This is a genomic window from Pseudoxanthomonas spadix BD-a59 (assembly GCF_000233915.3).
Lineage (GTDB): Bacteria > Pseudomonadota > Gammaproteobacteria > Xanthomonadales > Xanthomonadaceae > Pseudoxanthomonas_A > Pseudoxanthomonas_A spadix.
On the sequence record NC_016147.2, the window covers coordinates 546,490 to 568,590 of the forward strand.

Consider the following 22,101-nt stretch of genomic DNA (forward strand, 5'->3'; position numbering starts at 1 on the left):
ATCCAGCCGGGACCTACCCGTCGAAAGGCTGTCGCCGATCCTGCCCGTTCCCTAGCATCCATGGCGCATATCGCTGCATGAGCTCATCAATAACGGCCATTGGCCAGCGGCGCACAGGCTCTGCACCGTGTCATCCAGCGTCGTTCTCAGGGGTGAAACGACGCATCTCTCAGCATGCCGACCTAACTTGGGGAATAAAAACAGCATGAATCGACTGATCCGCAGGAGCGCCTTGGCGCTTGCCTTGACGGTGGCCATCAGCGCCGCCCACGCCCAGTCCACCACGGGCCGGATCTTCGGCACCGTCAGCGGCGCCGGCGATGCCGACACGGTACTGGTCGAAAGCAGCAGCGGCTTCTCGCGCGAGGTCAAGGTCGAAGGCGGTCGTTATTCGCTCAGCAGCCTGCCGCTGGGCACCTACACGGTCACCCTCAAGCATGACGGCGCCGTGGTGGATACCCGCGATGGGGTATCGATCCTGGTCGGTGCCGGCACCGAGGTGGGGCTGTCGGCCGATGGCGCCACCACCCTGGGCGCGGTGGCGGTCAAGGGCACACGGATGATCTCGCCGATCGACGTCAGCAGCGTCGACACCCGCACCGTCATCACCTCCGAACAGCTGCAGCAGCTGCCGCTCGGCCGCAGCGCCGAGGCCATCGCACTGCTGGCACCGGGCGTGGTGGTCAACAGCGGAGGTTTCGACAACGGCCCGCTGGGCGGCTCGCTGCCCAGCTTCGGTGGTTCGGCCGCCTCGGAAAACGCCTATTACCTCAACGGCTTCAACACCACCAACACGCAGAACAACCTCGGCGGCCTGACCCTGCCGTACGGTGCCATCGACCAGCAGGAAATCTTCACCGGCGGCTACGGCGCGCAATACGGCCGCTCCAATGGCGGGGTGATCAACCAGGTGGGCAAGCGCGGCACCAATGACTGGAAGTTCGGTGCCGCGGTGGTGTTCGAGCCCAACGCGCTCAAGGCCGACCAGAAGGACATCTACTGGCGTCCGGACAGCCAGACCTCCACGACCAGCAACACCGCCTACAACTACGCACGCGCGGCAAATGGCCTCTACCAGCCACTGAGCGAGACCAAGGCCACCTCGGAGACCTACAGCGCCTATGTGGGCGGCCCGATCCTCAAGGACAGGCTGTTCTTCTTCCTGGCCGGCGAGCGGGTGAACTCGCACGGCACCCGCATTGCCAGCAACCGCGACGCGGACAATGGCAATTCCGGCGGCCTGACCGAGTACGACTACGAGCAGAACCGCTGGTACGGCAAGCTGGACTGGTATATCACCGACGACCACCTGCTCGAGTTCACCGGCGCCAGCGACGAGTACGAGACCGGCGGCATCATCTACCGCTACGACTACGTCAATCGCGAGAAGGGGGCCTATTACACCAACGAGAACATCAACGAGGCCGGTCCGACCCTGTACTCGGCCAAGTACACCGGCTATTTCGGCGACAACGTCACCGTCAACGCGTTGTACGGCGAAATGAAGACGCCGGACGAGATCAGCTACTACAACTACGATCCGGCCAACGGGCCGATGATCAACAACATCGCGCTGCAGAACCCGGCCTACAACGGCGGCACGCCGATTGCCGGCGCGCAGAGGCAGGCGTCGATCACCGCCTCGGACCGCGAGTACGAAAAACGCAACCTGCGCCTGAGCCTGGAGTGGCGTATCGGCGACCACGCGATCACCGCCGGTATCGACAACCAGAAGCTCGAGGCCACCAACATCGGCTCGCAGGCCTCGGGCCCGGGGTACGCGTGGAGCTACGACAGGACCGACGATCCGTACGGTCTGAACACCGGCGGCCTGATCAGCCAGTCGGCCAACGAGGCCGGTGGCGTCGGCGCGCCCAGTCCGGCCCTGGTCGATCCGATCTACGGGAGCTCGGGCTACTACGTGACCAAGAACACCAGCATCGGCCTGAACTCCTATGACGCCGACCAGAAGGCCTACTACCTGGAAGACAAGTGGCAGGTCACTCCCAACCTGCTGCTGAGCCTGGGCCTGCGCAAGGACGAGTTCACCAACTACGTCCCGATCAGCCATGAGCCATACATCGACGTCGATGCCTGGTCGCCACGTGTCGGCTTCAGCTGGGACGTGCACGGAGACTCGACCCTGAAGGTCTTCGGCAATGTGGGCCGCTATTATCTCGGCCTGCCGCTGTCGGCCGTGGGCCTGTTCACCTCCTCGGTGTCCAAGAGCGAATACTTCACCTACAGCGGCATCAATGCCGACGGCACGCCGGTCATTTCGCAATCGCTGGGTCCGGCGGTGTCGGCCAACTCGCGCTTCGGCCGTGCCTCGGACCCCAGCGCCGCGGTGGTCGATGACATCAAGGGCGAGAACCAGGATGAAGTGATTCTCGGCTTCACCCAGCAACTGGACAGCGGCTGGGTGTACGGCGTGCGGGCGACCTATCGCCGCCTCAACGATGCCATCGACGACCAGAACTTCGACACCAGCAACGTCGGCCTGGCCAATTCCGCCGCCGCCCAGGGCGTGGACATCGACTGGACCCGCACTGCGGGCGCCGAGTTGATCAACCCAGGCAAGACCAACGTCTGGAATGTCTACGACACCGCCGGCAACCTGCGTCAGGTCGCCGTGACCCGCGAGGCGGCAGGTTTCCCCGAGCTCAAGCGTGACTATGGCGCGCTGGAGTTCAACTTCGAGCGCCCCTTCGACGGCAAGTGGTATGCCAAGTTCAACTACGTCTGGTCACACAGCTACGGCACCACCGAAGGTCAGTTGCGTTCGGACCTGTTCCGCAGCGGCGGTGCCCTGGGCAGTTATCAGGGCCAGGCCGCAGTCTCCACCACGCAGAGTTGGGACCATGCTGCGCTGATGGAAAACACCAACGGCGACCAGTCCAATGATCACCGCCACCAGATCAAGTTCTATGGCTACTACCAAGTGGACGATGAGTTTGGTGTGTCGGCCAACCTCAGCATGACTTCCGGCTCGCCCAAGAACTGCCTGGGCAACTATTACGGAACGGCCTACAGCGGCACCGATCCGGCTGGTTACGGCGGCAGTGCGGTGACAGGCGGGCCGTACCACTACTGCTACAACCCGGAAACCGGCACCGGCGACCCCTCCCCTCCAGGCTCCCACGGCCGCATGCCGTGGATCAACCAGCTCGATCTGGGTCTAATCTGGAAGCCGCTGTTCGCCGATGGAAAGCTGGCAGTGAGCTTCAACGTGTTCAACGTCCTGGACGCCCAGAAGCCGACCACGGCCTATCCGTTCTCGCAGCTGCCGGACGGGTCGCAGAACCCGCTCTACGGCCAGGCCGTGGTCTATCAGACCCCGCGCTATGGTCGCCTGTCGGTTTCCTACGACTGGTAAGTCAAGGACCAGTGCTGCCCTGGCGGTGCGGCAGGGCAGGTGGCATGGCAACATTGGCGTCCATTGCAGGCGTCGTCTCGCGGCGACGCCTTTTTTTCGATCAGGAGAAGGAAATGAACACCAAGACACTGATGGCCGCGTTGCTGCTGATCGCCGCCGTCGCCGTCGATGCGCACGCCAGGGAGCTGGTGGTTTCCGAACAAGCCCGGGCCCTGCAGGCGCGGGCGATCAATCTGGACACGCACCTGGACACGCCGGCCCTGTTCGGCCAGCCGGGCTGGAAGATCACCGACCGCCACAGCTACGCCGCCGACGGCAGCCAGATCGACTACCCGCGCATGGTCGAAGGCGGCCTGGATGGCGGGTTCTGGGTGGTCTACACCGGCCAGGGGCCACTGGACGCGATGGGCAAGCTGAAGGCGCGCGACTTCGGCCTCAAGCGCCTGGGCCAGATCCGCGAGATGGTCGCGGCCAATCCGGACAAGTTTGCGCTGGCCACCGTCGCCGGCGATGCCGCGCGGATCAAGGCCGAGGGCAGGAAGTCGGTCTACATCAGCATGGAGAACGCCTATCCGCTCTCGCACGATCCCAGCCTGCTCAGCTACTACTACAAGGCCGGCCTGCGCATGCTCTCGCTGGTGCACGGCAGCCACAACGATTTCGCCGATTCGTCGGGGATCGCCGAAGCCACGGCCGGCGAACACGGCGGCCTGAGCGAGAAGGGCCGGCAACTGATCATCGAGGCCAACAGGCTGGGCATCATCGTCGACCACTCGCATGCCTCGCCCGAGGTGTTCGACCAGATGATCGCCCTGTCCAAGGCGCCGATCATCCTCTCGCACAGCGGCGCGTATGACGTCTATGCGCATCCGCGCAACCTGGACGACAAGCGGCTCAAGGTGCTGGCCGCGCATGGCGGGGTGATTCAGGTCAATTCGCTGGGCAATTATCTGGTGGACACCGGCGGCACGCCGGAATACCGGGCCGAACTGGGCAAGCTCTACCGGTCCTTTGGCGGGCGCGGCGAAATGAGCGCGCAGGAACGCAAGCAGGCCATGGCCCAGATCGAGGCGCTGAACACCAAGTACAAGATCAGGAAGGCCACCTTCGACGATTATCTCAGGCACCTGCTGCACATCCTCGAGGTCGCCGGCTGGCAGCACGTCGGCCTGGGCGCGGACTGGGATGGCGGTGGCGGCGTAGTCGGCTACGAAGACATCACCGCCTTGCCCAAGGTGGTGCAGGCGCTGCTGGACGCCGGCTACAACGAGCAGCAGATCACCGCGGTGCTGGGCGGCAACACCCTGCGCCTGATCGAGCAGGTGCAGGCGCTGGCCGACCCTGCGGCAGTCAAGGCCGCGCTGGAATAGGCACCACGCGCCGGGCGATTCAGGCAAACAGCGCCTGCAACGCGCGCGCCGCGGCGATCGGGTCCGGCGCGTCGACTACCCCGCCGATCACCGCCACCAGGTCGGCGCCGGCGGCGACCACCGGGCCGGCGTTGTCCGGCGTCAGTCCGCCGATCGCCACCCGCGGCACGCCCAGCGAGGCGGTGGCCTGGAACACCGCCGGCGTGGCGCGATGGGTGGTCGGCTTGCTGCGACTGGCGAAGAACGCGCCGAAGCTGACGTAGCTGGCGCCTTCGCGCACGGCGGCCTCGGCCAGCGCCGGCTGGTCGTAGCACGAGGCGCCCAGCAGCGCGTGCGGACCCAGGGCGGTGCGCAGCTGAGCGAGCGTGCTGATGTCGTCTTCGCGATGCAGGCCGGCCGCACCGATCGCCAGGGCCAGGGCCAGGTCATCGTTGATGATCAGCGGCACGCCCACGGCCTGGCACAGCGCCAGCAGCTGTTCGGCCTGGCGGCGGCGCTGCGCATCGCCGGCCGACTTGTTGCGGTACTGCAGCCAAGTGACTGCGCCGCTGTCCAGCAGCGGCCGGGTGCGGGCCAGCAACTGCGCGTCATCGGCGATATCGGGGGTGATCAAGTACAGGCCGCGCGGCGGCGTGGTGGTGGACATGGCGACTCCGGTGCGCGGGTGCGGCTGTGTGACAATGGGGCACCCAGGGCCTGCGATTATCCGATGCGCGACACCGATCCCACCACCTACCGCAACTGGATGTGCGTGGTCTGCGGCTTCATCTACCGCGAAGCCGAGGGCCTGCCCGAGGAAGGCATCGCGCCGGGCACGCGCTGGCAGGATATTCCCCAGACCTGGACCTGTCCGGACTGCGGTGTGACCAAGGACGATTTCGAAATGGTGGAAATGGACTGAAAGTCCGTCGCATCGTTGCCACCCAGGCGCTTGTTCCCACGTTATTTTTGCGGAAGACCCCATGACCGATCTGCTCGATGCCGTCGAACTTGAAACCGGCAACGCCCCGACCTGGAGCGTGCTGTGGCTGCACGGCCTGGGCGCCGATGGCAATGACTTTGCCCCGATCGTGCCCGAGCTGGTGCGCCCGGGCTGGCCGGCGCTGCGTTTCGTGTTCCCGCACGCGCCGGTGCGGCCGGTCACCATCAACAACGGCATGCGCATGCGCGCCTGGTACGACATCGCCGGGACGGATTTCGCCAACCGCGCCGATGCGGCCGGCGTGGACCAGTCGATCGCCCAGGTCGAGGTGCTGCTGGCGCGCGAGGGCGAGCGCGGCATCGCGCCGTCCAACATGCTGCTGGCCGGGTTCTCGCAGGGCGGGGCGATCACCCTGGCCGCCGGCGTGCGCCGCCAGGTGCCACTGGCCGGGCTGGTCGCGCTGTCCACCTACCTGCCGGGCGCCGACAGCCTGGCCAGCTTCGCCAGTGCAGCGGCCAGGGCACAGCCGGTGTTCATGGGCCATGGCACGTCCGATCCGGTGGTGCTGACCAGTTACGGCCAGCGCAGCGCGCAGGCGCTGGCCGACAACGGGTTCAGCGTGGAGTGGCATACCTACCCGATGGCCCATTCGGTGTGCGCCGAAGAAATCCGTGACCTGGGCGACTGGATGTCGCAGCGTTTCGGCTGAACCCATGCGCCAGGCGTCGCCCGCCAGGCGCGCGGGTGACGGGCTTCAGGGAGCAGGGCTACTATGCCTGCGGACTCGCCATTCCCCTGGCCTGAGGTGCGCATGCCCCTGACCGTGGTGGTTGTAGACGACGAACCGCTCGCCCGCGAACGCCTGCGCAGCCTGCTGGCCGACCAGCCGGGCGTGCAGGTGCTGGCCGAGGCCGGCGATGGCCTGGCCGCGCTGCAGGCCTGCGCCGAGCATCGCCCGGACCTGGTCCTGCTGGACATCTCCATGCCCGGCGTGGATGGGCTGGAGGCCGCGCGCCACCTGGCCGCATTCGAGCCGCGCCCGGCGGTGGTGTTCTGCACCGCCTACGATGCCCATGCGCTGTCGGCGTTCGAGGCGGCGGCGATCGACTACCTGATGAAGCCGGTGCGCGCCGAACGCCTGGCTTCGGCGCTGGAGCGCGCGCGCACCTTCATCGCCGGGCGTGCCACCGCGCCGGCGCCGGCCTCAAGCAGCCAGCCGCGCACCCACCTGTGCGCGCGCCTGCGTGGCAGCCTGCGGCTGATCCCGCTGGACGATGTGCATTACCTGCAGGCCGAGGAAAAGTACGTCGTGGTCCACCACGCTCGTGGCGAGGATCTGATCGAGGAATCGCTCAGGTCGCTGGAAGAGGAGTTCGCCAGCCGCTTCGTGCGCATCCACCGCAACTGCCTGGTTGCCCGCCACGAGCTGATGGAACTGCGCCGGGTCGAGGACGGCCGGGTGCAGGCCGTGCTGCGCCATGCTGCGGCGCCGCTGGAGGTCAGCCGGCGCTGCGTGCCGGCCCTGCGCGAGACGGTCAAGGCGCTGTAACGCGCGACGTGCAGCACAGCGCCGTGGCGTCGCAGGCCGCCGGGCACCTCGCGTGGGAGCCGCCACGGCGGCGAAGAGGCTTTCCGGGCCAAGCCCTTGGCCGCCATGGCGGCTTCCACGGGTGTGCAGCGGCGCGCTGCCGGCGGTTGCGACGATAATGCGCCGATGAGATCGCTGCGCATCGCCACCCGAAAGAGCGCGCTTGCCCTGTGGCAGAGCGAACACACTGCCCGGCTGCTGCGCCAGGCGCATCCGGGCCTTGCGGTGGAGCTGGTGCCGCTGAGCACCCGGGGCGACGAGGTGCTGGACCGCTCGCTGGCCGCGATCGGCGGCAAGGGCCTGTTCCTGAAGGAGCTGGAACTGGCGATGCTGGACGATCGCGCCGATTGCGCGGTGCATTCGCTCAAGGACGTGCCCATGGAGCTGGATGGACCGTTCGTGCTGCCGGCGATCCTGGCGCGTGCCGATCCGGCCGACGCCTTCGTCTGCAACGCCTACCCGCGGCTGGAGGCGCTGCCGCATGGCGCGCGCGTGGGCACCTCCTCGCTGCGTCGGCAGTCGCAGCTGCGCGCGCTGCGCCCGGACCTGCAGCTGGCGGACCTGCGCGGCAACGTCAACACCCGCCTGGCCAGGCTGGACGCCGGCAGCTATGACGCCATCATCCTGGCCTGCGCCGGGCTGCAGCGGTTGGGCCTGCAGGAGCGCATCACCGCCCGCCTGGCCGCGCCCGAGTGGCTGCCGGCGCCGGCGCAGGGCGCCATCGCGGTGGAATGCCGCAGCGATGCGCCGCAGGTGCTGGCCCTGTTCGCCGTGCTGGACCACCTGCCGACCCGGCGCTGCGTGGAGGCCGAGCGCGCCATGAACCGCGCCCTGCACGGCAGCTGCCATGTGCCGGTCGGCGCGTTCGCCCGGGAAGACGCCCACGGCATGTCCCTGAGTGGATTGGTCGGTTCGGCCGAACTGGGCACGCTGGTCCGCGCCGAAGCGGCCTCGGCCGACCTCACCCCGGAAAACCTGGGCCACCAGGTCGCCCAGGCGCTGCTGGCCAATGGCGCCGACGCGCTGCTGGCTGATCTGGATCTGTAGCGGCGTTGCCGGGCGGAAGCGGGGAGATGCCCGCTTGGTTGCGGCCTGGTAGAAGCCCCCTCATCTGCCCTGCGGGCATCTTCTCCCCCGCGGGCGGGGGAGAAGGGGTCGTGCGGTGCGGCGCGGAAGCCGGCGCGGCGGGGACATCGCAGCCGCCACGGTGGTCGGTTTCCCGAGGCGGCTGCAGTGCACGCCCAGGCCAGATCATTCGGAAGCGATGGGCGTATCGATGACGATGGCCGGATCGTTGAAGCGGCTGTAGCGCACGGTCATGGTGTAGGGCTGGCCCTGCGACACGCCCTGGTGGCGCAGTTGCAGCGGCAGGCCGTCCGGACCGATCCAGTAGAGGAACTGCACCGGCTGCTGGCCCGCTCCGTTGCGCACCAGAAACTGCTCGGCCTGGATGCCCTCGACCACGGTCCGGCCTTGCGCGCTCACCTGCAGGTTGGCCTGGCCGGCCTGGAGTCGCATCGGGTCGCGCCATTGCGCCACCGCGCCTTCGGGCAGCGGCATCTTGCGGGTGCGGCCCTGCGACTGCAGGTACAGGACGTTGCCGATGATCACCTGGGTGCCGATCGGCATCTGCACCCGGTAACGGTCCGGAGCGACGAAATCCAGCACGGTGGTGCTCTGGTGTGCGCCCTCCAGGGTCATTTGCGCATGGAAACTGCGCGCGTCCTGGAAGGCCTGCATCGAGGCGGTGACCCGCTGCGCCGGCGTAGGCGCCGCCGCGGCCGCCGCGCCAGCCGGGCGGCTCGGCGGATCGGAAGCGCCCTGGCAGGCGGACAGCAGCAGGCAGGTCAGCAGCGGCAGGCAGGTGCGATGCATTGGGTGGGCTTTTTTGGAATCGGCACAGGACCATAGGGTCCGCCAAACGTCACCGGTGCGCGGTGAACGCCACGGCCTGCATCGATCGCCGGCTCGGCCATAATCGCCGGCATGGACAAGATCGAACGCATCACGGCCCTGCACCGGATCCTCAAGGGTGCGCGCTACCCGGTCACGGTCAAGCGCCTGCAGGACGAGCTGGGCTGCTCGCGGGCCACCGTCTACCGTGACCTGGCCTACCTGCGCGATGCGCTGATGGCGCCGGTGGAGGGCGACGGCGAAGCCGGCTTCCGCTATGCCGCCGGGCAGACCGATCGCTTCGAACTGCCCGGGCTGTGGCTCAGCTCCGACGAACTGTACGCGCTGGTCGCCTCGCAGCAGCTGCTGCTGCGCACCGGCGGCGGGGTCCTGGCCGGCGCGCTGGCGCCGCTGCAGAAACGCCTGGAAGGCCTGCTGGCCGACCATGCCGGCACCGAGCGCTGGCCGGTCGAACGGGTGCGGGTGATCGCCCATCGCGGCCGCAAGCTGGACCAGGCCGCCTTCCGCTGCGTGGCCAGCACCGTGCTGGAGCGGCGCCAGCTGAGTTTCGAGTACCGCGCCCGCTCCACCGACGAGCGCACCCGCCGCATCGTCTCGCCCCAGCGCATCACCCACTACCGCGACAACTGGTATCTGGACGCGTGGGACCACGGCCGCCAGGCGCTGCGCAGCTTCGCGGTGGACCGCATCAGCAGCGCGCGGGCGCTGGATGCGCCGGCCATCGAGATGGGCAAGGACGAACTGAGCCAGCACCTGGCTTCCAGCTACGGCATCTTTTCCGGCGAACCCAAGGGCTGGGCGACGATCCTGTTCAGCCCCAAGGCCGCGCGCTGGGTGGCCGACGAGCAGTGGCATGCACGCCAGGAAGGCCGCTTCCTGGCCGACGGCCGTTACGAGCTGAAGGTGCCCTACAGCGCCTCGCGCGAGTTGCTGATGGACGTGCTGCATTACGGCGCCGATGCCGAGATCGTCGGCCCGCCGATGCTGCGCGAACAGGCCAAGTCACTGCTGGAACTGGCCCTGACCAACTACGAAAACGACCCCGGCAAGCGCTGAGCTGCACGCCGGCCCGATGCCGGCGTCGGCTACCATGTCAGTGATTTTCGCCTCCCCCGATGTCGTCCCGTGCCTGTTGTGCGGTGATGGCGCGTGCCGGGCTGGCCGATCGCTCCCCCCATCGTCCGCAAAGCCCGCCATGGATTCCGCATCGCTCCGCTTCATCCACGTCGTCGCCGCCGTCATCACCGATGCGCGTGGGCGCGTGCTGCTGGCCCGGCGCGGCGACGGGCGCGATCTGGCCGGGCTGTGGGAATTTCCCGGCGGCAAGCGCGAGCCGGGCGAAGCACCGGAACAGACGCTGGTGCGCGAGCTGCAGGAAGAACTGGGCATCACCGTGCAGGTCGGCGCGCCGATCATGCGCGTGCCGCACCTGTATCCGGACAAGCGGTTGCTGCTGGACATCCGCCGGGTGACCGCCTGGAAGGGCGTGCCGCGCGGCATGGAAGGCCAGGCGCTGGCCTGGGTGGAACAGGACAAGCTCGGCCGCTACCCGATGCCCGACGCCGACAAGCCGGTGGTGGCCGTGCTGCAGCAGCCGGACCGCTACCTGGTCACGCCCGAACCCGGCGCCGACCATGCCGCCTGGCTGGTTGGCGTCGCCGCGGCCCTGGCCGATGGCGTGCGCCGGGTGCAGCTGCGCGCGCGCAACCTGGACGGCGATCCGGCCTGGCCGGCACTGGCGGCCCAGGCCGTGGCCCTGTGCCACAAGGCCGGCGTCCAGGTGCTGGTCAACAGCACCGCCAAGCTGGCGCGCGAACTCGGTGCCGGCCTGCACGTGCGCGGCGATCAGCTCGAGCGCCTGTCGACCAAGCCGCTGCTGCCGGGCACGGCGTTCGCCGCGTCCTGCCATTCGCTGGAACAGCTGCGCCGGGCCGAAGAGCTGGGCTGCGATTTCGTCACCCTCGGCGATGTGCGCGCCACTGCGGCCCATCCCGAGCAGCCGCCGATGGGCTGGGAGACCTTCGCCCGCCTGCGCGAACAGGTGAGCCTGCCGATCTACGCCACCGGCGGATTGGGCATCGCCGATCTTGCCGAGGCACGCCAGCACGGCGCCCAGGGCATCGCCGCGATCCGCGGCCTGTGGCCCTACGCGGCGGCCAGCAGCCGGTAGCGCGCGTCCAGTTCGGCCACCGCCTGGGCGATGTCTTCCAGGCTGCCATCGTTGCGCACGATGTCGTCGGCAATGGCCAGTCGCGCCGCGTCGCTGGCCTGGGCATCGATCATCCGCTGGGCCAGGGCTGCATCGATGCCGTCGCGGCGCAGCAGCCGTGCCATGCGCAGCTCCAGCGGTGCGGTGACCACGATGATGCGCTGCATCCAGGGATAGCGCTCGCGCCCGCCGCCTTCGGCCAGCAGCGGGATCATCGCCACCGCATACGGGCCGCTGGCATCGCGGCACTGCCGCTCCAGGGTGGCGTGCACGGCCGGATGGACGATGGCTTCCAGTGCACGGCGCGCATCGGCATCGTCGAAGACGCGCCGGCGCATGGCCGCGCGGTCCAACCGGCCGTCCCCATCGAGCACCTGCGCGCCAAAGGTCTGCACGATCGCCGCCAGCGCCGGTTGGCCGGGTTCGACCACCGCGCGCGCGATGCGGTCGGCATCGGCCACGAAGATGCCCAGCGCGGTGAAGGCGCTTTCCAGGGCGCTCTTGCCCGAGGCGATGCCGCCGGTCATGCCGATCAGGGTCTGGCTCATGCCGGCATTATCGACCTGGCGCACCTGCCGCGACAGCCGGCGGGCAGCCGCCTGTGCATGCGTTTTTCAGGCGGTGGGCCGGGACCAGCCTGGCGCGGGCGTTTTTCGCCAGCCGGCATCGCGACATGGTGAAACCAGGCCGGTCTTGCAAAACCGCGGCTTCCGTGTGAAAACCAGCTGTCGCTGCGCAGCATTGGCAGCCGGTCCGACGCCGCGCGCGGGTGGGGCGAACCTGTCCTCAAGGCCATGGCCGGACCGGCTGGCGCCGGCTTGCCCCTGTCGTTTGGCCCGCTTTCGGATCGCCCATGCCCCTGCCACCGCCCGCCTGCCACCACGTCGCTGGATTTGCCGAGCCGATCCCCTCGCAAGGACGGGTCCTGGCGCGATGACCGGCTGGCCGGGTTTTCGACTGGCCGAACACGGCACCTCGGTCCGCATCGAGCTGCTGGCCGGGGTCACCACCTTCCTGACGATGGCCTACATCGTGCTGGTCAACCCGGACATCCTGGCCGCCGCGGGCATGGACAGGGGCGCGGTGTTCGTGGCGACCTGTCTGGCCGCGGCACTGGGCTCGGCGCTGATGGGGGTGCTGGCCAACTGGCCGATCGGGCTGGCGCCGGGCATGGGCCTGAATGCGTTCTTCGCCTTCTCCGTGGTCGGGGTGATGGGCTACCCGTGGCCGCAGGCACTGGGGCTGGTGTTCCTGTCCGGCTGCGCGTTCGTGCTGCTGACCCTGACTGGCGCGCGGCGCTGGCTGGTCGATGGCATCCCGCAGTCGCTGCGCAGCGGCATCGCCGCGGGGATCGGGCTGTTCCTGGCGTTCATCGGCCTGCAGGCCGCCGGGCTGGTGGTGGCCAGTCCGGCCACGCTGGTCACGCTGGGCGATCTGCATGCGGCCGAACCGCTGCTGGCGCTGGCCGGGCTGGCGCTGATCGGGGTCCTGGATGCATGGCGCGTGCGCGGCGCGATCCTGATCGGGATCCTGGCCGTGACCGCGGCCGGCCTGCTGCTGGGCAAGGTGCACTACGCCGGCCTGATGGCGTGGCCGCCCAGCCTGGCGCCGACCTTGCTCAAGCTCGACATCGTCGGCGCCCTGACCCAGCACGGCGGAGCAATGGCACTGCTGCACGTGCTGCTGGTGTTCCTGCTGGTGGAGATGTTCGATGCCACCGGCACCCTGGCCGGCGTGGCCCAGCGCGCCGGGCTGCTGGCCAGGCCCGAGCAGCGCGTGCAGTTCGACCGTGCGCTGCTGGCCGACAGCAGCGCGGTGCTGGCCGGTTCGCTGCTGGGCACTTCCAGCACCACCGCGTATGTGGAAAGCGCCGCGGGCGTGCAGGCCGGCGGCCGCACCGGACTGACCGCGCTGACCGTGGCGGCGCTGTTCCTGCTGGCGCTGTTGTTCTCGCCGCTGGCCGCGATGGTGCCCGCGTATGCGACCGCGCCGGCGCTGATCTACGTGGCCGGGCTGATGCTGCGCGAACTGGTCCAGCTGGAGTGGGGCGATGTCACCGAGGCGATGCCGGCCTGCCTGGCCGCGCTGGGCATGCCCTTCACCTATTCGATCGCCAACGGCCTGGCCCTGGGCTTTGTCAGCCATGCGCTGCTCAAGCTGGGCACCGGCCGCTGGCGCGGCGTGCACGCGGCCACCTGGGTGGTGACCGCGCTGTTCGTCCTGCGTCATGCGCTGTAGGGGCGCAGGCTCGATGTGTGCCCGCACTTCGATCCACCTGCGCAAGGCCGCCGCCTGGCTGCTGCTGGTCATCGGCACGCTGCCGGCAGCGGCGGCGGGAAAAAGGCTGGTGATCCTGGACGACGACCTGGACGGCTTTGCGCCGGCCCAGGTGATGGCGCTGCAGGCGCCGGACGTGCAGGTCCTGGGACTGACCACGGTCAGTGGCAACGCCTGGGCCACCGAGGCCACCGCCCATGCGCGGCGGATGCTGGAAATCACCGGCCATCGGCAAGTCCCCGCCGTGCCCGGCGCCGTCCATCCGCTGGTCAACACCGAGGCGGCCACCGAACGCTGGGAAGCGCTGTACGGCAAGCTGGTGTGGAAGGGGGCGTGGATGAAGCACTGGGTCCAGGACACCTTCCAGGCCGAACCCCAGTACCACGGTCCCGAAGTCGTGCCCCAGCTCAAGCTGGGCAACCCGAGCGTGGTCAAGGCCTCCGGCGAGCTGGCCGCGACCTTCATGATCCGCATGGTCCATGCCCATCCGGGCCAGGTGAGCATCATCGCGACCGGCCCGCTGACCAACCTGGCCCTGGCCCAGCGGCTGGACCCGCAGTTCGCCGCATTGGCCAGGGAACTGGTCTACATGGGCGGCAGCCTGGCGCCGCGGCAGACCCGCGACAGCGATGCCGCGCGCCAGTTCGCGCGTGAGTTCGTCAACACGCCGCGGCGCGAATTCAACATCTTCTTCGACCCGGAGGCCGCCAGCATCGTCATGCGCGCGCCCTGGAAGAAGATCGTGATGGTGCCGGTCGATCCGTCCACCGCCACCGAGCTCACTCCCGCGCTGCTGGCGAAGATGCGCGCGAGCGACACACCGATCGCCAGGGCGTTGGCCTCGCGCCAGACCGGCTTTCCGCTGTGGGACGAGCTGGCCGTGGCGGTGTGGCTGGAGCCGTCGCTGATCAGCGCATCGGACCAGCTGCTGGTCGATGTCAACACCGAATTCGGCCCCGGCTACGGCGACATCCTCTCCTGGGACCGGCCCTATGCCCCGGGCCTGGGCGAGCAGCCTCAGACCGTGGTGCGCCAGGTCGACGTGCCGCGCTTTGAGGCGCTGATGTCGCAGCTGCTGACCCGTCCGCAGCCCCCTGCGCTGGGCGTGCCGGTGCCGTGAGCCGCGTTTGGCAAGGTGGGATCCGGAACATCGCCGACCCGCCACGGCCGACGCCGGCCGCTTTGCAAGGATGCGGTCCACCTACACAGTAACTCGACGGCAGCCGCTCTCAAATAGCCGCCCCGATGCAAATCACGTGGTGGTGTGGAAAAGGCCTCGGCCATTGCTTTGTTTGAAGGCGCCGGCCAGGGCATCGCCCACGGCAGGCGGCCGCGCCGACGCTGCTGGCGCGCGAGCGGCGACCTGGGGCGCATCGAGCCGCCAGAGCCGGGCATCAGGTGGTATCCAAGGAGAAGACGATGAAGGCGTTGTTGGTCATCGACATGTTCAATCGCCTGGATTTTCCCGGCGCCGAGTGTCTTGCGCCGCGGGCGGTGGCCATCGCCGAACCGCTGGCTGCGCTGGTCAGCCAGGTGGCCGGCGAAGGCGGCGCGGTGTTCTATGCCAACGATGACCTTGGCCCGGTCTCGGCCAGCCTGTCCTCGCTCAAGCAGGCCATGCTCGAACGCGGCGGCGCCTCGGCGGCCATTGCCGGGCACCTGCCGATCCCCGCGGGCGCCGAGCTGGTGAACAAGCCGCAGCACTCGGCGTTTTTCGAAACCTCCCTTGGCCAGCGCCTCAGGGCGCTGGCTCCCGATGAGGTCTGGGTGGCGGGGGTCGCCGCCGACCTGTGCGTGCTGGCCTCGGCGGTCGATGCTTCCATGCGCGGCTTTGCGGTGCGGGTTCCGGCGGACGTGGTCGCCTCGGAGTCCGAGGAGAAACGGGCCGCCGCGCTGCTGCTGCTGCGCCACTCCTTCAAGCTCGACACCAGGCCCTGGCGCGGGCCCGGTGGCGGCGTTCGGGAAAGCGCGCAGTCCCGCCAGTGCGTGTCAGGATCGTGAATCCTGCAGCTTTCCCCCCGCAACCGCGCGCTGATCCGTTGGTCAGTGCCAGCCTGTCGGATATTGAAGATGACCCTTGAAGACAGCATCGGCTGGCTGGCGTCGGCCCTGCTGATTTGCACGTTGGCCCACCAGATTCATACCCAGCTCAAGGCGCCGAACGCCAAGGCCGTCTCGCACTGGCTGTTCATCGGCCAATCCCTGTCCTCGGTGGGCTTCCTCACCTACAGCGCGCTGCTCGGCAACTGGGTCTTCATCGTCACCAATGCGCTGATCCTGCTCACCGCCGTCATTGGCCAGATCGTGCTGGTTTTGCGCGAAAGGCGCGGTCGCTGATCTTGGGGGAAGCGGCCTGACACGCGGGGCAGGGTTCGGTCTGAAGCGCCCTGGGTAACGAAACCACGACACGGCGACGTCACCGGACTGTGATACTCAGGTCAGCCTGTGTTGACCAGACCATGCAGACCCATGGCGCCATGACCCAGCCCGTCGAAACCCTCCGCCCCGCCGCCGAACTCCTCGCCGAGCTGCACCAGGTGCGCCACGCCGTCGCCGCCGAGGGACGCACGCTGTGGCAGCGCTGGGACATCGGCCACGGCCGGCGCAGGTTCCGGGTCAGCGCCTTGAACTTTGCCCAGTACCTGGCGCTGCGGCGACGCGACCTGCGCGCCCTGCAGACCGACCTGATGCCCTACGGACTGTCCTCGCTGGGCCGCTCGGAAGGGCGGGTGCTGGCCAACCTCGACGCGGTGATCGGTGCCCTGTCGGCCCTGGCCGGGGGCCCGCGCACGCATTACCCGAGGCCGCACGCCTTCTTCCGCGGCGAGCGCCTGCTGCGCGCCAACATGGAGGAATTGTTCGGCCCGGTGGCGCAAGGCACGCGGACGGCGCGGATCATGGTGACCCTGCCGACCGAAGCGGCCGACGATCCGGCCCTGCTGGCCACCCTGCTGCGCAACGGGACCAACGTGGTGCGGATCAATTGCGCCCACGACGGGCCCTCGGTCTGGGCGGCGATGATCGCCAACCTGCGCGCGGCGGAAAAGGCCACCGGCTGCCGCGCCCGGATCCTGGCCGACCTGGGTGGCCCGAAGGTGCGCACCGGGCAGGTCCAGGGCGCCGGGCACCAGGGCCGGATCCATGAGGGCGATCAGATCCTGCTCACCGCCGGCGGATTCGCCGATCCAACAGACCATCCCTGGCAGGCCGAATGCGAACCGGCCAGCATCGTCCAGCGCCTGGCCGTGGGCGATCCGGTGTTCATCGACGACGGCAAGCTCGCCGCCCGGGTCGAGCGGTGCGCGCATGAAGGCGTCATCATCCAGGCCACCCACACAGGTCCCAAGGGCTTCAAGCTCAAACCGCAGAAGGGCCTGAATTTTCCCTCGACCGACCTGGGTCTGCTGGCGCTGACCGACCAGGATCACCGCAGCCTGGATTTCATCGCGCGCGAGGTCGACATGATCGGCTATTCCTTCGTCCACAGCGCCGCCGACGTGCGCCTGCTGCAGCAGGAGCTGGCGGCGCGGCGGCCGCAGGACTGGCAGCGGATCGGCCTGATCGCCAAGATCGAGACCCAGCGGGCGGTCCACAACCTGCCCGAGATCATCGTCCAGGCCGCCTCCAACCAGCCCTTCGGGGTGATGATCGCGCGCGGCGACCTGGCGGTGGAAATCGGCTTCGAGCGCCTGGCCGAGATGCAGGAAGAACTGCTGTGGCTGTGCGAGGCCGCGCACGTGCCGGTGATCTGGGCGACCCAGGTGCTGGAAAGCCTGGTCAAGAAGGGCCTGCCGACCCGCGGCGACATGACCGACGCGGCGATGTCCGCCCGTGCCGAATGCGTGATGCTCAACAAGGGCCCCTACGTCGCCGAGGCCGTGGCGGCCCTGGACCGCCTGCTCACGCGCATGGCCGAGAACCAGTCCAAGAAGACGCCCAAGCTGCGCGCGCTGCGCAGCTGGGACACGTCGGTGGGCCCGGTGCCGGGCGCCGGCGATTCGGCAGGCGCGCACGCCTGACAGCGCACTGCCCCGGGCGCGGGCGCTCGCTCTGGATCGGTGTGGCCTTGCCCCCAAAACGGAACCCGGGCCGCAGTGCGCGGCCCGGGTGTGCTGGACGGCGGGCGTTGCAGCGCGCGCCTAGGAGGCTGTCGGGCTTTGGCGGTCGAGGCGAAAATTCGGCTGCGCGAGAACAGATTTTCGCCGATTCGCCGCCCCATAGTGGTTCTATGGGGCAAGAAGCGACGGAAATATGGACCGCACAGCCGGATTTGCAGCCCGGCCGGCCAAAGTCCGACAGGCTCCTACGGCAGGCCGGCCAGCCAGTCGTCGTCGCTGCCTTCGTTGATGTCGGCAAACAGCGGGGTGGAGAAGTAGCGCTCGCCGGTGTCGGGCAGCATCGCCAGGATGACCGAGCCGGGCACGGCCCTTTCGGCCACGTCCAGGGCGGTGGCCACGGTGGCGCCGGCGGAGATGCCGACGAAGATGCCTTCCTCGGCGGCCAGCCTGCGCGAGGTCTCGATGGCGCGGGTGTCGTCGATGGTGAACAGCTCGTCGTAGACCTGGCGGTTCAAGACCTCCGGGATGAAATCCGGGGTCCAGCCCTGGATCTTGTGCGGCTTCCACTCATCGCCCTTGAGCAGCGCCGCGCCCGCCGGCTCGGTGGCGATGATCCTGGTTTCCGGGCGCGCCACTTTCAGCACTTCGCCCACACCGGTCAGGGTGCCGCCGGTGCCCCAGCCGGTGACGAAGAAATCCAGCCGCTTGCCGGCGAAGTCGCGCAGGATCTCCGGTGCGGTGGTGTTGCGGTGATAGGCCGGGTTGGCCGGGTTGGCAAACTGGTTGGCCAGGAACCAGCCATGCTGCTCGGCCAGCTCCCTGGCCTTGCGCACCATCCCGCTGCCGCGCTCGGCAGCCGGGGTCAGGATCACCTTGGCGCCATAGGCGCGCATCAGCTTGCGGCGTTCGATGGAGAAGGTTTCCACCATGGTCGCCACGAACCTGTAGCCGCGCGCGGCGCAGACCATCGCCAGCGCCACGCCGGTGTTGCCCGAGGTCGCTTCGACCACGGTGTCGCCGGGCTTGAGCAGCCCGCGCGCCTCGGCATCCAGGATGATGGCCAGCGCCAGGCGGTCCTTGACCGAGCCGCCGGGATTGAACGACTCGACCTTGGCATACACGGTGGTGTGCGCAGGGGCGATGCGGTTGAGCCTGACCACCGGGGTGTGGCCGATGGTGTCCAGGATGTTGTCGTAGATAGCCATGCGAACAAGGTCTCCGTTGCGAAGCGTTGGATCAGGCGGCGCGCGACAGGTTAGGCGCGGTGACGTTGGATGGGCGTGTGGGTGCGGCCAGCGGTGCGGCGCCATACCAGTGCAGCGCATGGGCCAGCGCGGCCACTTCGCCCACGATCAGCAGGGCCGGCGAGCGCACTTCAAAGTGGTGCGCGATTTCGGCCAGGTCGGCCAGGGTGCCGGTGATGACGCGCTGCTCGCGTCGGGCGCCGTTTTCCACCAGGGCGAAGGGCGTGTGCGCGGCGCGGCCGTGGGCGATGAGCTGGTCGCGGAAGGTTTCCAGCGAGGCCACGCCCATGTACACGGCCAGGGTCTGGCGCTCCTGGGCCAGGGCTTGCCAGTCCAGGGTGTCCATCGAGTCCTTGCAGTGCGCGGTGACCAGGCGCAGGCCCTGCGCATGGTCGCGGTGGGTGAGCGGAATGCCCGAGTAGGCCGCGCACGCCAGCGCCGCGGTGATGCCGGGCACGACCTCGAAGGCGATGCCGTGGGCCTTGAGCATTTCCAGCTCCTCGCCGCCACGGCCGAACACGAACGGGTCGCCGCCCTTGAGCCGCACCACCCGCTTGCCGGCGCGGGCGTGCTCGAGCATCAGCGCGTGGATGTCCTGCTGGCGGGTGCTGTGGCCCTGGGCGGACTTGCCGACCTCGATGCGGGTGGCGTCGCGGCGGGCCATCGCCAGCACCTCGGCGCTGACCAGACGGTCGTGCAGGATCACGTCGGCCTGGTTCATCGCCCGCAGCGCGTTGAGCGTGAGCAGGCCGGGATCGCCGGGGCCTGCGCCGACCAGGGTGACGGTACCGGCGGCCGCGGCCTGGGGGCCGAGCGAAAGCGCGCGCTGCAGTTCGGCTTCGGCAGCCTGGTCCTGGCGCTGGCGCAGCAGGCGCGGCACCGCCCCGGCCAGCAGCTGTTCGAAGAAGCGGCGGCGCTGGCCCATCTCGGGGAACCGCGCGCGGATGCGCGCGCGCTGGCGACCGAGCAGGCCGACCAGCGCGCCCCAGGAATCGTCCAGCAGGGCTTCCAGCCGGCGCCGCAGGTGGCGCGCGACCATCGGCGCATGGCCGCCGCTGGAAATGGCGATCTGCAGCTGGCCGCGTTCGACGATGGCCGGCACCTGGAAGCTGGACAGCGCGGCATCATCGACCACGTTGGCCAGCAGCCGGCGGCTGTCGGCCTCGGCGGCGACGGCGCGGTTGACTGCGTTATCGTCGGTGGCGGCAATCACCAGCCAGACCCCGTCCAGCCATTGCGGGACGAAAAATCCGGCATCCCAGCTGATCCGGCCTTCGTCAGCCCAGCGGGCCAGGCGCGCGCTCAGCGCCGGCGCGCCGACACGCGGCAGGGCGCCGGCATGCAGCAGGGCCTCGACCTTGCGTTCGGCCACCGCGCCGCCGCCGACCACGCGCACGGCACGGCCACGCAGGTCGGCGAACAGGGGGAACAGGGCAGCGCTCACGGGGCGGTCCGGCAGGAGAGGGTCACGACCCTACGCGCCGCTTATGACCATCGGAAATGACTTGCCGCTGCGTTCAAATAACCCTAAGTTATAAGCGCGGGGTGCGGGAGGACGTACATTCCTTTTCTCCATAAGTCTGCCCCGGGCCTGCCAGCGACTCTGCCAATGACCCTGACCCAGCTGCGCTATCTGGTCGCCATCGCCGATGCCGACTTCAACATCACCCTGGCCGCCGGGCGCGTGCACGCCACCCAGCCGGGGCTGTCCAAGCAGCTCAAGCAGCTGGAGGACGAGCTGGGCTTCCTGCTGTTCGTGCGCAAGGGCCGCAGCCTGGATGCGGTGACCCCGGCCGGCGTGGAAGTCATCAAACGTGCCCGCGCGTTGCTGGCTGAGGCCAACAACATCCGCACCTACGCCGCCAACCAGCGCCGCGAAAGCCAGGGCCAGCTGGTGCTGGCCACCACCCACACCCAGGCGCGCTTCGTGCTGCCGCACGCGGTGGCGCAGATCAAGCGCGCCTATCCGGCGGTCAGCGTGCACCTGCAGCAGGCCGACGAGAGCGACGCGCTGGACCTGTTGGGCCAGGGTGAGGCCGACATGGCCGTGATCAGCACCTCCGGCGACACCCCCGCCGCCGGCCTGGCGGTGCCGCTGTACCGCTGGCGGCGGATGGTGGTGGTGCCGCGCGGCCATGCCCTGGACCGCAAGGGCGCAGCGCCCGCTCTGGCGGCCCTGGCCGCCGCGCCGCTGATCAGCTATGAATCCTCCACCCGCCCGGGGTCATCGCTGCAGCGCGCCTTCAGTCAGGCCGGGCTGGAACCCAACATCGCCCTGACCGCGCTGGACGCGGACCTGATCAAGACCTACGTGCGCACCGGCATGGGCGTGGGCCTGCTGGCCGAAATGGCGCTCGGCGCCAGCGATGAGGACCTGCGCGCCTGGCCGGCGCCCAAGGAGATCTCCGAATGCATCGCCTGGGCGGTGCTGCCGCGCGAGCGGGTGCTGCGCGACTACGCGCTGGACCTGGTCAACGTGCTGGCCCCGCAGATCGACAAGCGCGATCTGCGCCAGGTGATGGATGGCAACCGCGAGCCGGACTGGCCGCCGCCGCCGACCTGGGAAGCGCTGACCCAGACCATCACCAACTGACATCGCGCGCTGCGGATGCGGCAGGTTGGACCATGCTCTAGACTGCGCGCCGTGCTGCGCCACCGCCCCTTCCTGCAGACCATGCACCAGCTCGCCCTGATGGGCGCGCTGCTGATGGCCGTGGCGCCGGTGCTGAGCCGCTGGGTGCAGTCGTATCAGGATGCCGGCCCGCTGCACCAGTTGGCCGCGCTGTGCACCAGCGGCGGCATGCAGCTGGTCCAGCTGGGTCCGGCCGGACCTGCGATGTCGCACGCCGGCCACGCCACGGGCATGGCGATGGGCATGGCCGGCATGGAACACGGCGACGCCGGTGGCATGCCCGCCGATCACCACGACGGCATGGCCTGCGATTACTGCCTGCTGGCCGCGCGCCTGCTGCCGTTGGGGCTGGCGCTGCTGTTGCTGCCGCTGCTGCAGGCCGCGCCTGCATTGCGGCCCGTCCATCGCGCCCTGCCGCGCCTGGCGATCGCCTGGCCGGCCCACGCCGCCCGCGGCCCGCCGCGCCACGCCTGACGACACCACCGACCTGATCCGCCCGGCGCGCACCTGA

Annotated in this window: 20 protein-coding genes; 15 read left to right on the forward strand and 5 right to left on the reverse strand. The window is 69.2% G+C overall.

Annotated features, from left to right (window positions below; all coding sequences use genetic code 11):
- The first annotated feature begins 205 nt into the window (after positions 1 to 205).
- The gene (locus tag DSC_RS02385; RefSeq protein WP_043290340.1) at positions 206 to 3,376 is read left to right on the forward strand and encodes a TonB-dependent receptor; all 3,171 of its coding nucleotides are present in this window, start codon (positions 206 to 208) and stop codon (positions 3,374 to 3,376) included.
- A 113-nt stretch (positions 3,377 to 3,489) separates the two neighbouring features.
- Positions 3,490 to 4,746 carry a dipeptidase gene (locus DSC_RS02390; RefSeq protein WP_014159523.1) on the forward strand — a complete coding sequence of 419 codons (1,257 nt, stop codon included), beginning with the start codon at positions 3,490 to 3,492 and terminating at the stop codon, positions 4,744 to 4,746.
- A gap of 19 nt (positions 4,747 to 4,765) precedes the next feature.
- Here DSC_RS02390 and thiE read toward each other — a convergent pair whose 3' ends face one another.
- A complete protein-coding gene (gene thiE, locus DSC_RS02395) occupies positions 4,766 to 5,392 on the reverse strand; it encodes a thiamine phosphate synthase (RefSeq protein ID WP_014159524.1) in 627 nt (208 codons plus the stop codon).
- Positions 5,393 to 5,455: 63 nt separating this feature from the next.
- On the opposite strand from thiE, the gene DSC_RS02400 reads away from it, so the two are divergent.
- The 4 genes from DSC_RS02400 to hemC all read left to right on the forward strand — a co-directional run bounded on the left by DSC_RS02400 (position 5,456) and on the right by hemC (position 8,303).
- On the forward strand, positions 5,456 to 5,647 hold the full coding sequence (locus DSC_RS02400) for a rubredoxin (RefSeq protein WP_043290341.1): 192 nt from the start codon (positions 5,456 to 5,458) through the stop codon (positions 5,645 to 5,647).
- A gap of 61 nt (positions 5,648 to 5,708) precedes the next feature.
- Entirely contained in the window at positions 5,709 to 6,377 is a 669-nt protein-coding gene (locus DSC_RS02405) for an alpha/beta hydrolase (protein WP_014159526.1), read from the forward strand.
- A gap of 102 nt (positions 6,378 to 6,479) precedes the next feature.
- Positions 6,480 to 7,217 (forward strand): LytR/AlgR family response regulator transcription factor, encoded by a 738-nt coding sequence (locus DSC_RS02410; protein WP_014159527.1) that lies wholly within the window; start codon positions 6,480 to 6,482, stop codon positions 7,215 to 7,217.
- A gap of 165 nt (positions 7,218 to 7,382) precedes the next feature.
- Positions 7,383 to 8,303 (forward strand): hydroxymethylbilane synthase, encoded by a 921-nt coding sequence (gene hemC, locus DSC_RS02415; protein ID WP_014159528.1) that lies wholly within the window; start codon positions 7,383 to 7,385, stop codon positions 8,301 to 8,303.
- A 204-nt stretch (positions 8,304 to 8,507) separates the two neighbouring features.
- Here hemC and DSC_RS02420 read toward each other — a convergent pair whose 3' ends face one another.
- On the reverse strand, positions 8,508 to 9,131 hold the full coding sequence (locus tag DSC_RS02420) for a LolA-like protein (protein WP_014159529.1): 624 nt from the start codon (positions 9,129 to 9,131) through the stop codon (positions 8,508 to 8,510).
- Between the two features lie 111 nt (positions 9,132 to 9,242).
- Here DSC_RS02420 and DSC_RS02425 point away from each other — a divergent pair, with 111 nt between their 5' ends.
- Together DSC_RS02425 and DSC_RS02430 are read left to right on the forward strand one after the other, a co-directional pair.
- Positions 9,243 to 10,226 (forward strand): helix-turn-helix transcriptional regulator, encoded by a 984-nt coding sequence (locus DSC_RS02425; protein ID WP_014159530.1) that lies wholly within the window; start codon positions 9,243 to 9,245, stop codon positions 10,224 to 10,226.
- A gap of 139 nt (positions 10,227 to 10,365) precedes the next feature.
- Entirely contained in the window at positions 10,366 to 11,340 is a 975-nt protein-coding gene (locus tag DSC_RS02430) for a Nudix family hydrolase (RefSeq protein WP_014159531.1), read from the forward strand.
- Here the strand turns inward: DSC_RS02430 and coaE are convergent.
- On the reverse strand, positions 11,316 to 11,927 hold the full coding sequence (gene coaE, locus DSC_RS02435) for a dephospho-CoA kinase (RefSeq protein ID WP_014159532.1): 612 nt from the start codon (positions 11,925 to 11,927) through the stop codon (positions 11,316 to 11,318). The two genes, DSC_RS02430 and coaE, sit on opposite strands and share 25 nt — an antisense overlap.
- 385 nt (positions 11,928 to 12,312) lie before the next feature.
- On the opposite strand from coaE, the gene DSC_RS02440 reads away from it, so the two are divergent.
- From DSC_RS02440 to DSC_RS02460, 5 genes are all read left to right on the forward strand, one after another.
- A complete protein-coding gene (locus DSC_RS02440; protein ID WP_014159533.1) occupies positions 12,313 to 13,617 on the forward strand; it encodes an NCS2 family permease in 1,305 nt (434 codons plus the stop codon).
- A gap of 13 nt (positions 13,618 to 13,630) precedes the next feature.
- Positions 13,631 to 14,776, forward strand: coding sequence for a nucleoside hydrolase (locus tag DSC_RS02445; protein WP_014159534.1), 1,146 nt, complete (start codon positions 13,631 to 13,633; stop codon positions 14,774 to 14,776).
- Between the two features lie 299 nt (positions 14,777 to 15,075).
- A complete protein-coding gene (locus tag DSC_RS02450) occupies positions 15,076 to 15,657 on the forward strand; it encodes a cysteine hydrolase family protein (protein WP_014159535.1) in 582 nt (193 codons plus the stop codon).
- A gap of 69 nt (positions 15,658 to 15,726) precedes the next feature.
- Positions 15,727 to 15,993, forward strand: a complete 267-nt coding sequence (locus DSC_RS02455; protein ID WP_014159536.1) for a hypothetical protein — start codon at positions 15,727 to 15,729, stop codon at positions 15,991 to 15,993.
- 140 nt (positions 15,994 to 16,133) lie between these two features.
- The gene (locus DSC_RS02460; protein WP_043290342.1) at positions 16,134 to 17,675 is read left to right on the forward strand and encodes a pyruvate kinase; all 1,542 of its coding nucleotides are present in this window, start codon (positions 16,134 to 16,136) and stop codon (positions 17,673 to 17,675) included.
- Positions 17,676 to 17,959: 284 nt separating this feature from the next.
- Here the strand turns inward: DSC_RS02460 and cysK are convergent, their stop codons facing one another.
- A complete protein-coding gene (cysK, locus tag DSC_RS02465) occupies positions 17,960 to 18,919 on the reverse strand; it encodes a cysteine synthase A (protein WP_014159538.1) in 960 nt (319 codons plus the stop codon).
- A gap of 31 nt (positions 18,920 to 18,950) precedes the next feature.
- On the reverse strand, positions 18,951 to 20,402 hold the full coding sequence (gene cysG / locus DSC_RS02470) for a siroheme synthase CysG (RefSeq protein WP_014159539.1): 1,452 nt from the start codon (positions 20,400 to 20,402) through the stop codon (positions 18,951 to 18,953).
- 165 nt (positions 20,403 to 20,567) lie between these two features.
- On the opposite strand from cysG, the gene DSC_RS02475 reads away from it, so the two are divergent.
- Complete coding sequence (locus DSC_RS02475; RefSeq protein WP_014159540.1) at positions 20,568 to 21,551, forward strand: LysR family transcriptional regulator; 984 nt, start codon at positions 20,568 to 20,570, stop codon at positions 21,549 to 21,551.
- An 81-nt stretch (positions 21,552 to 21,632) separates the two neighbouring features.
- Entirely contained in the window at positions 21,633 to 22,064 is a 432-nt protein-coding gene (locus DSC_RS02480; RefSeq protein WP_238527663.1) for a DUF2946 family protein, read from the forward strand.
- Positions 22,065 to 22,101 lie beyond the last annotated feature (37 nt).